At 46.7% G+C, this 14,388-nt stretch carries 16 protein-coding genes; all 16 read right to left on the bottom strand.

Annotation, left to right across the window (positions count from 1 at the left end; translation table 11 throughout):
- Nucleotides 1-9: 9 nt before the first annotated feature.
- Nucleotides 10-486: a transcription antitermination factor NusB gene (gene nusB, locus HQN60_RS13390; RefSeq protein ID WP_173534126.1), complete on the bottom strand. Its 477-nt coding sequence runs from the start codon at nt 484-486 to the stop codon at nt 10-12.
- On the bottom strand, nt 483-950 hold the full coding sequence (ribH, locus tag HQN60_RS13385; RefSeq protein WP_173534125.1) for a 6,7-dimethyl-8-ribityllumazine synthase: 468 nt from the start codon (nt 948-950) through the stop codon (nt 483-485). The genes nusB and ribH overlap by 4 nt, the downstream gene beginning before the upstream one ends.
- A 2-nt stretch (nt 951-952) precedes the next feature.
- On the bottom strand, nt 953-2,053 hold the full coding sequence (ribBA, locus tag HQN60_RS13380) for a bifunctional 3,4-dihydroxy-2-butanone-4-phosphate synthase/GTP cyclohydrolase II (RefSeq protein ID WP_173534124.1): 1,101 nt from the start codon (nt 2,051-2,053) through the stop codon (nt 953-955).
- Nucleotides 2,053-2,661 (bottom strand): riboflavin synthase, encoded by a 609-nt coding sequence (locus HQN60_RS13375; RefSeq protein WP_173534123.1) that lies wholly within the window; start codon nt 2,659-2,661, stop codon nt 2,053-2,055. The genes ribBA and HQN60_RS13375 overlap by 1 nt, the downstream gene beginning before the upstream one ends.
- An 8-nt stretch (nt 2,662-2,669) precedes the next feature.
- Entirely contained in the window at nt 2,670-2,843 is a 174-nt protein-coding gene (locus tag HQN60_RS13370) for a YfgJ family double zinc ribbon protein (protein WP_173534122.1), read from the bottom strand.
- Nucleotides 2,840-3,949 carry a bifunctional diaminohydroxyphosphoribosylaminopyrimidine deaminase/5-amino-6-(5-phosphoribosylamino)uracil reductase RibD gene (gene ribD, locus HQN60_RS13365; protein ID WP_173534121.1) on the bottom strand — a complete coding sequence of 370 codons (1,110 nt, stop codon included), beginning with the start codon at nt 3,947-3,949 and terminating at the stop codon, nt 2,840-2,842. Before ribD ends, HQN60_RS13370 begins: the two co-directional genes overlap by 4 nt.
- A 2-nt stretch (nt 3,950-3,951) precedes the next feature.
- Nucleotides 3,952-4,404: a transcriptional regulator NrdR gene (nrdR, locus tag HQN60_RS13360; protein ID WP_173534120.1), complete on the bottom strand. Its 453-nt coding sequence runs from the start codon at nt 4,402-4,404 to the stop codon at nt 3,952-3,954.
- A 208-nt stretch (nt 4,405-4,612) separates the two neighbouring features.
- Nucleotides 4,613-5,860: a serine hydroxymethyltransferase gene (glyA, locus tag HQN60_RS13355; protein WP_173534119.1), complete on the bottom strand. Its 1,248-nt coding sequence runs from the start codon at nt 5,858-5,860 to the stop codon at nt 4,613-4,615.
- A gap of 111 nt (nt 5,861-5,971) precedes the next feature.
- Nucleotides 5,972-7,627, bottom strand: a complete 1,656-nt coding sequence (locus HQN60_RS13350) for a CorA family divalent cation transporter (RefSeq protein WP_173534118.1) — start codon at nt 7,625-7,627, stop codon at nt 5,972-5,974.
- A gap of 36 nt (nt 7,628-7,663) precedes the next feature.
- A complete protein-coding gene (locus HQN60_RS13345; RefSeq protein ID WP_203564326.1) occupies nt 7,664-8,212 on the bottom strand; it encodes a hypoxanthine-guanine phosphoribosyltransferase in 549 nt (182 codons plus the stop codon).
- Between the two features lie 136 nt (nt 8,213-8,348).
- Nucleotides 8,349-8,915 carry an adenine phosphoribosyltransferase gene (locus tag HQN60_RS13340; protein WP_173534116.1) on the bottom strand — a complete coding sequence of 189 codons (567 nt, stop codon included), beginning with the start codon at nt 8,913-8,915 and terminating at the stop codon, nt 8,349-8,351.
- A gap of 12 nt (nt 8,916-8,927) precedes the next feature.
- Complete coding sequence (locus HQN60_RS13335; RefSeq protein WP_173534115.1) at nt 8,928-10,220, bottom strand: NCS2 family permease; 1,293 nt, start codon at nt 10,218-10,220, stop codon at nt 8,928-8,930.
- 79 nt (nt 10,221-10,299) lie between these two features.
- Nucleotides 10,300-10,869 carry a TMEM165/GDT1 family protein gene (locus HQN60_RS13330; protein ID WP_173534114.1) on the bottom strand — a complete coding sequence of 190 codons (570 nt, stop codon included), beginning with the start codon at nt 10,867-10,869 and terminating at the stop codon, nt 10,300-10,302.
- Between the two features lie 260 nt (nt 10,870-11,129).
- Complete coding sequence (locus HQN60_RS13325; RefSeq protein WP_173534113.1) at nt 11,130-11,591, bottom strand: low molecular weight protein-tyrosine-phosphatase; 462 nt, start codon at nt 11,589-11,591, stop codon at nt 11,130-11,132.
- Between the two features lie 22 nt (nt 11,592-11,613).
- Entirely contained in the window at nt 11,614-12,981 is a 1,368-nt protein-coding gene (locus HQN60_RS13320) for an L-serine ammonia-lyase (protein ID WP_173534714.1), read from the bottom strand.
- A 107-nt stretch (nt 12,982-13,088) separates the two neighbouring features.
- Entirely contained in the window at nt 13,089-14,324 is a 1,236-nt protein-coding gene (locus HQN60_RS13315; RefSeq protein WP_173534112.1) for an amino acid permease, read from the bottom strand.
- Nucleotides 14,325-14,388 lie beyond the last annotated feature (64 nt).

Genomic DNA, 14,388 nt, shown 5'->3' with positions numbered 1-14,388 from the left:
AATTTAAAATTAACGACGTTTTGCTGCAGCCGCCGCAAACTCATCGGCACGTACTAATGCAGCCAATTTGTCGAGTACACCATTCACAAAACGATGACCATCTGAACCACCGAATGTTTTGGCCAATTCAATCGACTCATTGATAATGACCGGATAAGGTGTTTCTGGCATTGAAATAATTTCGAAAGCGCCAGTATATAAAATCGCCATTTCAACGATGCTGACTTCTTCCAATGGGCGCTCAACGTGTGGCTCAAGTGCTTTGGTTAAAGCGCCGGCATCTTTAATCACGCCAAACAAAATGCCACGGTACAAGGCTTCATCGCACTTGTTAAAATAAGAAGTGCTGTTGTGAATAAACAGATCAATATTATTGACCGTATCCCGCGTCATTAGCCATTGGTAAGTCCCTTGAACGGCAAATTCACGCGCACGGCGACGAGCCGATTTTGGTTTTGGACGAGGTGCTACGATGGCTTCAGTCATACTTGTAATGCCTTAATTAAATTAGCCGTTTCCACGACAGTGCGAGCCGCATCACGGCCCTTTTCTTTGATACGAATTTCTGCTTGTTCATCAGTGTCGGTGGTTAAGATGGCATTCGCAATCGCGATTCCAAAATCCAAGCCCACGCGAGTTACTCCTGCGCCTGACTCATTGGCCACCAGTTCAAAATGATAGGTGTCGCCTCGAATGACTGCGCCAAGTGCAATCAAGCCATCAAAACGATCGCTTTCTGCCATGGTTTGCAACACGACAGGAATTTCTAATGCGCCAGCCACCGAGCACAGCACAATGTCTTGCTCTGCCACGCCAAGCGCTAATAACTCAGTCAGGCAAACATCACGTAGGCCTTCACAAACCGGGGTATTAAATCGGCTCATTACCACGCCAATTCGCAATCCCGCGCCAGACAAAACGGGTGCAATTGTTGGAATATTTTTTGACATTCTCATTTTCCTTCTGGGGCTACAAAGCCCGTAATTTCCAATCCAAATCCCATCATGCTCGGAATTTTACGCTCCGGCGACATCAGGCGCATACGGCCAACGCCAAGATCTTTTAGCATCTGCGCACCGATACCATAGGTGCGTAAATCCCATTTTTGCGGTGGATTTAGCTTCAACTCCGGTAGCGCTCGACCTAGTAAATCGGAGCCCAGTTCGGTGCGATGCAATAAAATCACCACGCCTTCACCTGCGGCGGAGATGGCATTCAAGGTGGCTTCAATCGACCAAGAATGCGCAGATGAGTCTAGATCAATCCAATCCATCACCGATAATGGCTCATGTACCCGAACCAGAACCTCACGATCGACTGCTGGCTGACCTTTGATTAACGCTAAGTGCGTTGCGGCGGTGAGTTTGTCGCGATAAACCGCCAATTCAAACTCGCCAGCCAAGGTGCGAATCATACGCCGACCAACACATTCGACCAGTGATTCTGTTTGACTACGGTAATGAATGAGGTCGGCAATAGTACCAATCTTGAGTTGATGTGTTTTCGCAAATTCAAGCAGCTCTGGCAAACGGGCCATGGTGCCGTCTTCATTCATGATTTCACAAATGACTGATGCTGGGGTTAAACCCGCCATCATTGCTAAATCACAACCAGCCTCGGTGTGTCCGGCACGCACTAAAACACCGCCCGGTTGTGCCATAATGGGGAACACATGGCCAGGCGAAACTAAATCACTGGCTTTAGCGCCAAAAGCAACGGCTTTTTGGATCGTCAGTGCACGATCATGCGCTGAAATGCCGGTGGTAACCCCTTCAGCCGCTTCGATTGAAGCAGTAAAGTTGGTGCCAAACGACGAGCCATTGTTTTTTACCATTGTTGGTAAATTAAGATGCTGGCAACGCGCTTGATCCAGCGTTAAGCAAATTAAGCCACGACCAAATTTAGCCATAAAGTTAATGGCTTCTGGTGTCACAAAATCAGCGGCCAACACCAAGTCACCTTCGTTTTCGCGGTCTTCTTCGTCGACCAAAACCACCATGCGACCAGCTTTTAATTCGGCAATAATTTCATTAACAGGTGCAATCTGGCTCATTATTTTGACTCCAAAGAAACCATACGTTCAACATAGCGAGCGATCAAATCAATTTCTAAATTGACCCGCTGACCTGGCTCAATCGCCCCTAGCGTTGTGACTGACAGTGTGTGTGGGATTAAGTTAATTGAAAATTCACAGCCATCGTTCACGTCACGGATCCAGTTGGTCGTGAGCGAAACGCCATTGACGACCACTGAGCCCTTTACGGCTAAATATTTGGCTAAGACCACCGGCGCCAGAATAATTAATTCGCGGCTATCACCCACTGGATCAAAACTACGTACTATCCCAACACCATCCACATGCCCTGAAACCAAATGACCGCCAAGCATATCGCCCAAGCGCATGGCTTTTTCTAAATTAACTGGGCCAACAGCATCTAATCCTGCAGTACAACGCAAAGACTCATCTGAAACGTCGATTAAATATTTACCATTGGGTATTTGCTCGACAACAGTCATGCATGCACCATTGTGAGCAATACTGTCCCCTAAACCAACATTAGATAAATCTAAATCACCCGCATCGATGGTTAAGCGTACGCCGCCATCAAAAGGCGAAACGGCTTCAATTTGGCCGATCGCTTGAATAATGCCTGTAAACATAAACGTCCTTATTTTTCCGGTTGAGCGGGAAAGACAATCGGATTGGCTGCCTTGACGCGCTGTGACGACTTCAATTCATTGCAATGATTGCAAAAAAAGTTACTAGCGCCACACGCTTTTAACACTTCAATTTCCTTGCCGCAATCAGGGCAAACAATGATGGGTTTTGAATTCATTTTCATTTTCCTAGCCAATCGGTTGCGGGGTCAGTAAAACGCATAATAATGCGCTGATCATCCCCCACCATACGTCGAGCAATATGCGTTGGGACTTGTTTTTGACTTAAATCACTTAAGGAAAATTGCGCCATCGCCTGCCCTTGTCCCAGCAATACCGGCGCTTGATATAGGCACAATTCGTCAATCAACCTTGCCGCAAAAAAAGCGCCAACTAAAGTGCCGCCGGCTTCAAGTGTGACTTCATTGCAACCGCGTGCTGCCAATACGCCACATAATGCGGCCAAATCAATACGAGCACCGGATTGGTCAGGACACAAAATTACTTGTGCACCCGCCGCCTCCAAAGGCAAACGACGCTCAGTCTCTTGCGCCGCGACAATCAACACAGGACCTTGCTGTAGAATTTTAGCCGAGACTGGGGTGCGCATTTGGCTATCTAAAATAACTTTAATCGGTTGACGCTCAACCGGAAAATCACGCACATTCAGCTGTGGATCGTCATGCAAAATCGTTGAAATGCCGGTGATCATCGCACATGAGCGCGCACGGATTCGCTGAACATCGGCACGTGCTGCAGCACCCGTAATCCATTGCGATTGCCCATTTCCTAGCGCAATTTGCCCGTCCAAACTAGCGGCAACTTTGCAACGCAGCCAAGGTCGTTGCCGAATCATTCGGCTAAAAAAACCTTGATGATGCGCCAATGCCTCGGCAGCCATTAAACCATGTTCAACGACAATGCCATGCTCGGCCAGTCGGCGTAAACCTTGCCCGGAAACCAGCGGATTCGGGTCCAATAATGCGGCGACCACTCGAGTAACACCAGCAGCAATCAGCGCATCCGCGCAGGGTGGTGTTTTTCCAAAGTGGCTGCATGGCTCTAAAGTGACATATGCAGTGGCACCTTGCGCAGCATGGCCCGCAGCACGCAGTGCCATCACTTCTGCGTGCGCGCCACCTGCGGCTTGGGTATGCCCCATGCTTAATATTTGATCATTTTTAATCAGAACACAGCCAACACTTGGATTGGGCGAGGTGTTGTTTTGGCCCAATTTCGCCTGATGCAACGCCTGGGCCATCATAAAGTAGTCGATCGAACGCCAAGCCATGTTTATTCCTTGCTGACTTCACGAATGACGTCGCGAAAATCTTCAACGTCTTGAAATGAGCGATATACGGAGGCAAAGCGGATATAGGCGACTTTATCGAGCTTGGCGAGCTCAGCAATCACCATTTCACCAATCTGTCGCGACATAATTTCTCGCTCGCCAACAGTCAGTACTTTTTGAATAATTCGGGAAATGGCTTCATCAACCAAAGGGGTCGGCACCGGGCGTTTGTGTAAGGCGCGCATAAAACTAGTGCGAATTTTTTCTCTTTCAAATTCGACACGCTGACCGGTTTGTTTCACCACTTGCGGCATACGCACTTCAGCAGTTTCAAAGGTGGTGAAACGCTTATCGCAAATCGCACAGCGACGACGACGGCGTACCGTATCCCCTTCGTCAGAAACGCGAGAATCCACGACTTGAGTGTCGGGTGAACCGCAAAATGGGCATTTCATAGCACGAAAACCTAAAAAGAACGAATAAAGAGCATCTTAAGCTGTTCATTTCATATTGAACAGTCAAGCCAAGGTACATTGGTAGTAATACGCTTGGTATATTAATCCAAGTCAACTGACAGCTGCCTTGGATTAATATACCTCAAACTAACACGACAAAATGCAAAAAGGTGGTGCAGGTGCACCACCTTTTTTAATTGCGTACGAATTATACTTCGTAAACTGGGAAACGCGCCGTTAATGCTTTTACTTTTTCAGCAACTGCCGCCAAATTAGCTTCATCATTCGGGTTGTCTAATACATCAGCAATTAAATGCGCAACTTGAATGGCTTCTGCTTCTTTAAAGCCGCGAGTGGTAATTGCAGGTGCGCCAATACGGATACCTGAAGTTACAAACGGGCTTTCAGGGTCATTTGGGATCGCATTTTTATTAACGGTAATGTGAGCTTTACCCAAAACGGCATCAGCAGCTTTACCTGTTAAGCCTTTAGGGCGCAAGTCAACCAAGAATACGTGCGATTCGGTACGACCAGAAATAATCCGTAAACCACGTTCAGCCAAAGTTGCTGCCATGGCTTGCGCATTGAGCAACACTTGTTTTTGGTATGTTTTGAATTCTTCCGTTGCCGCTTCTTTAAACGCAATCGCTTTACCGGCGATTACGTGCATTAGCGGGCCACCTTGCAGTGTTGGGAACACATTAGAATTGATTGATTTTTCAAACTCAGCTTTCGCCAAGATAATCCCGCCACGTGGGCCACGCAATGTTTTGTGTGTAGTCGACGTTACAAAGTGAGCGTGTGGCACTGGGTTAGGATAAACACCTGCCGCAATCAAACCGGCGTAATGCGCCATATCGACCATAAAGTAAGCGCCAACTTTGTCGGCGATCTCACGCATGCGCGCCCAGTCAAAACGCAGTGCGTAGGCTGAAGCACCACCGATCAACAATTTTGGCTTGGTTTCTAGCGCAACGCGCTCCATATCGTCGTAATCGATTTCTTCATTTTCATTCAAACCGTAAGCCACGATATTGAATAATTTACCCGATAAATTTGCTGGCGAACCATGCGTCAAATGACCACCATGACCCAGATTCATACCCATGATGGTATCGCCTGGTTTCAAGATAGAAAAATACACGGCTTGATTGGCTTGCGAGCCAGAATGCGGCTGCACATTGGCGTATTCAGCGCCAAACAAAGCTTTTACGCGATCAATAGCGAGTTGTTCGATGACGTCAACGTATTCACAGCCACCATAAAAACGCTTACCAGGATAACCTTCGGCGTATTTATTAGTCAGTTGCGAGCCTTGAGCCTCCATCACTGCTGGGCTAGTGTAGTTTTCCGATGCGATCAGCTCGATGTGTTCGTGTTGACGAACAACTTCGGCCGCCATGGCAGCGGCGAGATCAGGATCATACTGGGCAATGGTTTGAGACTTAGAGAACATGAGTTAACGCATCCGTATTCATCGTTAAAAGATGCGCAATTCTACCACGACATGAGCAACTTACAGCAGTCCGATCAACAAAACATCTACTCACACCCGCATGCATTATTTTCATGACCGAGTTTTTATATGCAAAAACTGCTTAAATTTACTCACCCAAAGCACTCGGTCGTCAGATAACACATCCAAAAACTCCGACAGGCTTTTTGATTTAGCCACGGTAAATAAAATTAAAATCGTAATTGGAATACTCACGCCAATGAAATACCACAAGCGATGCCAGCCACTTTCTTCCGCTAAAGCAAATAGATTCATCCCTAAAAAACCAGTAATCGTCGTACCCACTAAACCTAAAATAGTCACCACGGTCAAGCGCACAACGGTATCGGCTTGTCGACGTAAGTCTTCATTTTCAAGGTATTGACTCATTGCTTGCACCGACTCACGCACGTCCGAATATAAGGTCTCGGTATCTAGATGGCGCTTGAGCATCAAAAACAATTGACTGCTAATAGCTTGATTGGAAACTTCGCGAAACCAATATCGCTGGGTGAAACGCAAAAAAGCGGCCTGAAGTAGCCGCGTTTCACGCTTAAAATTGCGAATTGAGATTTCATCTTGCACATTAAGCTTGGCCAGCGCCACCGCTAGACGATCAGAAAACATCAATAACGAAGCTTTGTGAAAGTGGGCGATCAGTGTCAGCAAAAAATATTGATGCCGAAATTGCCCTAAAGAACCCGTATAAGGATCAACAAAGAATGGATTACCCGCCATACCCACCATCACAAACGCGTGACCATTACACATCAACCGTGTTGAGGCCATGGGACTGTTATTTTCTGGAATCCAAAATCGATCGTAGCAGCAATCAGCCTCAAAAGCCGCAAACACCTTGCTAGAAAAAGGCAGTGCATCCATGTCGCTCGGTCGACTGACCGTACCTAACCGATAAAAATCTTCGTCCGACAGCGCAAAAGGGTTCTCGAATGACAGGTAGGCCAACATCGGCATTCGATGGTATTCGATTTGTCGGTAGCGTAAATCGCCCACCGCATTAGAATGGTGCATCACCAAAGGGCTAAGCAAATATTCCCAATGGGATGCCATTTTGGGGGCGCAAAATTGCCCCATATGCTGCAAATAACCTGTTCGATCTTCGTAATCACTGGAGGCAATCACTTCACCAGCGGCGTCGAGCCAAGCCACTTTGCGCATACAACTCGTTGCAGTTTCGTTTTCATCCCATTGGGCGGGAAAGGTACGACCAAAACGAAACATGGCATCTTGCACCCGCCTTAACGATAAATTGTCACCCCCCAATTCCATCGCCAAAATAACAACATCAAGATCGTAAAAAAAATACAGGTCTAAATGGATCACTTTAAAATGGTGTGTTTTACCATCTTTAAAGACCATTAAGACCTGTTGAATATCTTTACGACGAAAGACGTGCATGGGTGAGTGCCCATAATTAGCAGCATCACCGGCTTCACTACGCCCTTCCCCGTACAAAAAACGCTGCACATACGGTAAAAAAGTGACAAATTCTCGATAGTGCCGTTCTTTAAATTCGGCTGGGTCGCCATCAAATTCCGTTGGCCTGGGTTGCCAAGGCGAGCCTGCAGCGGACATCGCTGACATCACTTCCCAGTGACGCCCCATCGCACGACTTCGCCCCCTTACCTCAGGCAAAGGCATTAATTGCAATGGCCAAATCAAAATTTGTCGATAATGCTTAACAACGATATCGGTGCTGTTGCCCATGATGTCTCCATGGCTGCAACACGCACCAATGCGGGATTACAGCCCTTTTACCGCATAAATCGCTAAAGTATTACGCCAGTAACCCTGATAATCCATACCACAACCAAACAAGAAGCGATCTTCTACTTCAAGACCAACAAAGTCGGCCTTAATTCCTGGTGCTTTGCGATCGTGTTTTTTATCAATCAACACCGCAACGTGCACAGCACTAGCACCTTGTTGCTTGCAATATTCAACGATGGCGGCCAAGGTATGACCCTCATCGAGAATATCATCAACAATAATGACCGTACGACCACGCAAGTCTTCGCGGGGTTTTACTTTCCAATCGAGCTCGCCACCACTCGTTTCATTGCGATAACGTGTGGCATGCATGTATGAAATTTCAAGCGGAAAACGTAGACGAGGCAATAAATGTCCCGACACAATCAAGCCGCCATTGAGTACGGTATAGACAATGGGATTGGTATGAGCCAATGTGGCGCACATGGCCTCACCCATTTGGTCTAACGCAGCTTGAACCTCAGCTTCATTATGCAGGCAGTCCGCATTATCAAGAATAGTTCTAGCTTCAGGTAATTGCATCGTCACGATAAATCCTTTATTTGTTTCATTACACTTACAACACCACACATCACACAAAGGTGAATCAATTCAAGCTAAACAAGCTATTTCAATGAATTGATCAGCACCTTGGTATGAATAATGTTAGTGCCTTTATTTAATGCCCAGAGAAATCACAAACTGTAAATAATTCAATATGTTGATCTCTCACCAATTTTGAGCCGCCTAACTCTGGCAAATCAACAATGGCTGCAGCTTCAACAACTTCAGCACCCAGCCGTTTCAACAGGTTTGCTGCGGCAATCATGGTGCCACCGGTTGCTACCAAATCATCAATCAGTAGAACGCGATCACCAGCCTGACATGCATCAGCATGCAATTCCACGGTAGCTGAGCCATACTCCAGCTCATACTCTTCGGCAATCGTATCAAATGGCAGCTTGCCTTTTTTACGAATAGGAACAAAACCGAGGTTGAGCTCATAAGCGACGACCGCACCCAAAATAAATCCACGCGCATCTATTCCAGCGACGACATCTAACTTTTGATCCATGTAGCGATGGACAAAAATATCCACTAACAGACGAAAAGTTTTCTTATCTTGCAATAAGGGCGTGATATCGCGAAACATAACCCCAGCCTGCGGCCAGTCGGCCACAGTTCGGATTCGATCACGGATATAGTTCGCATTAGGTAATGCGTTATTGCTAATGGATTTATTCATCCGAACGCTCGCTTAATGGAAAAAGGCAAATTTAACAACCCACAACGCAGCAATAATCAAAACTGCAGCACTCAGGTCTTTATAACGGCCTGCCAACAGTTTAATCACAGCATAGCTGATAAAGCCAAATGCAATACCATCAGCAATTGAGAAGGTAAATGGCATGGCCAGCGCGGTCATGACTGCCGGTGCTGACTCAGTTAAATCATCCCATTCAATCTCAGCCAAACCACGTGTCATTAATACGGCGACATAACACAGTGCTGGCGCTGTTGCGTAGGCTGGAACTGTGGCGGCCAAAGGCGAAAACCATAACGCCAATAAAAATAGAATCGCAACAACCAAAGAAGTCAAACCAGTGCGGCCACCAACTGCAGTGCCTGCGGCAGATTCAACATAAGCGGTACTTGAAGAAGTACCCATCACAGCACCGGCAGTAATTGCAACTGAATCAGCCAGCAAGGCTTTTTTCAAGCGTGGCAACTTGCCATCTTTATCTAACAAACCAGCGCGGTGTGAAACACCCACTAAAGTACCGGTGGTATCGAACAAATCGACAAAGAACAACACAAACACCACGCCCAACAAGGCCACATCTAATGCACCCATTAAATCCATTTGCATGAACGTTGGCGCCATTGACGGCGGAGCAGAAAATACGCCTTTAAATTCAGACAGCCCCATGCCAATTGACATTAAAGTGACTGCCAAAATTGAAATAATAATCGAGCCATGCACCTTGCGGTATTCCAAAGCAACGATCAAAAAGAAGCCAAAAATCGCCAGCAATGTTTGCGGCGCATGAATATCACCCAAGGTAACCAAAGTAGCAGGTGAACCTGTCACCACACCCGCGTTTTTCAGCGCAACAATCGCCAAAAACATACCAACACCGGCAGAAATCGCCAATTTAAGTGAGTGTGGGATCGCATTTACGATCGCTTCACGGACTTTAAAGAGTGAAACGCAAAGAAAAATCACCCCAGAGATAAATACGGCCCCTAGTGCTACCTGCCAAGAAACCCCCATACCCAAAACCACGGTATAGGTGAAATAGGCATTTAAGCCCATACCTGGTGCAAGTGCGATAGGATAATTGGCTACTAAAGCCATAATTGCAGTACCCAATGCCGCGGCTAAACAGGTAGCGACAAACACTGAATTAAAATCCATCCCGGTTTTAGCTAAGATCGACGGATTAACAAAGACGATGTAAGCCATCGTTAAAAATGTAGTGAAACCTGCGATAACTTCGGTTCTTACATCGGTACCGTTTTCTTTTAGCTTAAAGAAAGACTCCAGCATACCTACTCCCTGAGATGTTTTTTTAATTAACGAATAACAAAAGCGAGCACAAGGCTCGCCTTCTCTTTCAACTACATTTTTAACCCGCAACACCCATCAGGGCCAAGACACCTAGAATCGCAAAGACGCCAGCCGCAACAAATCGAATCATTTGCAATAAATGCATTCGCGCGGCAATCCAATTACCCAAATACACTGCGGGCACATTGGCTAGCATCATTCCTATCGTTGTTCCCATAACCACCTGCCACAATGGGGTGTACTTTAAAGCCAACGCGACCGTTGCGATTTGCGTTTTATCACCAATTTCGGCAAAAAAGAACGCTATTGTTGTCGCAACAAAAGCCCCGTACGGTTTTACTTGTGATTCTTCTTCGCTGATTTTATCGGGCACCAAAGCCCACGCAGCAATCGCCAAGAAACCAAGTCCGACAATCCAGCGCAAAATCTCGGCAGAAATCAAACCAGCCACCTGCTGCCCTATCCATGCAGCAGCAAAGTGATTCAAAACAGTTGCAACAAAAATGCCCGCCACAATCGGCAACGGCCGACGAAAACGGGCAGCAAGAATCAACGACAGTAATTGTGTTTTATCGCCCATTTCGGCAATAGCCACTACGCCAGTTGAAACTAACAACGTATCAAACATAAACAGCACTCCGGATGGGCAGAAACAAGAAGTCATTGCGCGTAGCCCATCCAGGAATACGCGACAATAACTTCAGGTCTCGTCAGGCGAAGCAAAAAGCTCGCTATCTATGCCATGCGTTCAGCTGCAAATATGTTGACACAGACCCTGCTCAAACGATTAGGCAATAGACCTAAACTCAGGCAGGCGACTACTCCCCCGAAGGGTAAGGCGGCATTTTAATGCTTTTTATGCCCTAAGTGCAAATCGGGGTTTACCCGCTAACGCAGAGATTGCAAAATCCCGTCGCAAGCATCTTCAATCAAATCAAGCACCAACTCAAAACCAGCATCCCCACCGTAATAAGGATCAGGCACTTCACGCTCGCTCGATTGGGTCGCAAAAGTCATAAATAAGCGCAGCTTGTGCTGATGGTTAACAGGGCAATGCTGTTTCAAGTAAGCTAGGTGACTTTTATCCATAGCTAAAATCAAATCATACTCAGCAAAATCCATAGCATTAACTTGCCTAGCCCGTAAAGCTGACAAATCATAACCACGGCGCAAAGCATGTTTTTGCGCCCGTCGATCGGGCGCCTCACCCACATGATAACTTTGCGTTCCAGCAGAATCGACTTCAATTTGTCCCGCCAAATGCTGTGCCAGCACTTTATGTCGCAACACACCATCCGCAGTTGGGCTGCGACAAATATTGCCAGTACAAATCATCAGCACTTTTTGCATGTGCTTACCTCCTGTTATTGGGTTAACACGCAGGCACACCCACCGTCAGCGCCAAACCACCCAGGGATGTTTCCTTATAGATATTATGCATATCCATGCCCGTGCGGTACATCGTCGCAATGACTTCGTCTAGGCTCACCTTGTGCTCGCCGTTTTCCATCAGCGCCAATTGTGCGACTTTAATTGCTTTTTCCGCAGCAACACCATTGCGTTCTACACATGGAATTTGCACCAAGCCACCAACAGGATCACACGTTAATCCAAGATGATGTTCCATACCAATTTCAGCGGCATTTTCAACTTGTTCTAAAGTACCGCCGAGCACCGCACAATACGCACCCGCTGCCATTGAACAAGCCACGCCCACTTCGCCTTGACAGCCAACTTCAGCGCCAGAAATAGACGCATTCATTTTATACAACATGCCAATCGCCGCGGCCGTTAGCAAAAAGTCCACCACACCAGCTTCATTGGCATTAGGCGTAAAATTACGATAATACTGCAATACTGCGGGAATAATCCCTGCTGCACCATTGGTCGGAGCGGTGACAATGCGTCCGCCACTGGCGTTTTCTTCAGAAACCGCAATCGCATAAATCATCGGCCACAGCATAAAATCAGCTCGACCCGTTAGCTGCATGCCAACCATTTTGCGGAAAATCCCCGGTGCGCGACGTTTTACGTGGTAGCCGCCCGGCAATTCACCCTCACGAGTACAACCATTATGAATGCACTGTTGCATCACATTGGCAATCTCTAATAATTGCGCACGGACAGTTGACTCAGACTGAGTCGCCAACTCATTGGCCATCATAATCTGGGCGATGGACTTGCCTTGTGCACGGCAATGCGCCAATAAATCAGCGGCATTTTGAAATGGAAACGGCACCGGCGTAGATTCACGAGTCTGACCAAATTCAGCCTCGCTCACCACAAAACCGCCACCAATCGAAAAGAACACATCGTTGGCCAACTCAACTTCATCGCCATCAAAAGCACGGAAACGAATGCCGTTAGAATGCTGCTTTAAAAACAAGTGTTTATGCAACTGAACGTCACGCTGAAAATCAAAAGCAATCGGGTGCGTGCCCGCGATCAACAATTGCGCATCTTGGCATTTAAGCTGCTGAAAACGTAAACCAACGCGCTCTGGCTCAACAAACTTAGGCGTATCACCCTCTAGACCAACCAAAGCAGCACTAACAGAGCCATGCCCCTCGCCCGTTAAAGCTAAAGAGCCGTAAAAATCAACGGAAACCCGACGCACTTGCAGCATCTTTCCCTGCGCGAGCAGATCATCAACAAACGTTTTTGCCGCAACCATCGGCCCCACGGTATGAGAACTCGATGGACCAATACCAATTTTAAATAAATCAAAAACACTTAACATCATTCACTCCCGTTAGCAGGATCACCACTAACTCTAAATAAAATGGATCAGACAGGCGGTGCGCCTGACTGATCCAGCAAAACAACCGTATTCAGTATTTATACTAATTACAAATAACTACCGGCAAAGTCGCCAACAATACCGACCAAACCCATCACAAAGATAAATCCAGCGGTCTTTGATTGATAGATAAACAAACGCGGAATTCGTTTCATCAACATGACTGGCATTAAGTACGCATAAATCGCAATAATTGGCGCCGACAAAGCACCGATGATTTTTAGAATGGGTGGGTTGTAAACCGCCAAGAACCAAAGACCAATCATCATGACAATGGTTACGATCATATTGATTTTTTTAAGATTTAAATTTGCTTCCGCCGCTGGATTATTCCAAGTCATCACTCGAGTCGTAATTCCCACCAAGCCTTCACGGGTGCCGACAAAATGACCAAAATACGAGCTAGCAATGGCTAAAAATGCAATCAGTGGAATCAAATATTGCAAGAAAGGCTGCGAAACAATTAAAGACACCGTTGTCAAAATATCAACATTCTTCGCTTGGGATGCCGCCAGTACTTCAGGCGAAGTCGCTAGCACCATCGAAAACACAAAGAACATCACAAAGACCAACAAAATCAATGAAGTCCATTTGATAACCCCATCCGTGCGCTTCACGGCTTCTTCAGCACCAAATTGCGAACGATACGAAGCCGCTAGTGTTGAACAAACTGGCGAAAAATTCATCGCAAAAACTAACACTGGGAACAATAACAACATATTTTTAAACACGTCACCCATCTCAAATGGCGCGCTTAGAATCGCTGTATTCCATTGTGGAATCATATAAATCGACAAACCAGCCAGCATAATGATCAATGGAAACGTCATCATTGACGTAATGCGAACCATGAATTTTTCACCGGCCAAAATGACACCCGTCAAACCGGCCAAGAGCAAAAAGGTCAACACGGTGCGTGACGTGCCAACAATGCCCAATTGATTATGCAAAAAAGACTCAACGATATTGGTTACACCCGTGGCATAGCCCACGCAAATGGTCACAATCGACAAGAAGTAAAGAATAGAAACTGCAAACCCAACATTACGGCCAAGGTCATATTCAACCGCGCCAATAATATCTGTCGGCTTCGGGCACGAAGCAACAACCCGAGTGATCCCGCGATGCGCAACAAACGTAATCGGAAAAATAATTGCGGTCAAAATCAACATCGGCCAGATTCCACCCAAACCAGCCCGGATAGGGAGGTATAAGATCCCAGCCCCCACCGCCGTTCCGAAACACGTCAATACCCATTCCCAATCTTTACGATCTAACGACATATGCAACCCCCAAAATAATAGCGCCACACACTGACGTACAGTATGTAGTCGATGTGGGCGCTAT

This window comes from Deefgea piscis (assembly GCF_013284055.1).
Lineage (GTDB): Bacteria > Pseudomonadota > Gammaproteobacteria > Burkholderiales > Chitinibacteraceae > Deefgea > Deefgea piscis.
The sequence above is the reverse complement of the archived record's forward strand: the minus strand, read 5'-3'. Positions and strand labels throughout refer to the sequence as shown.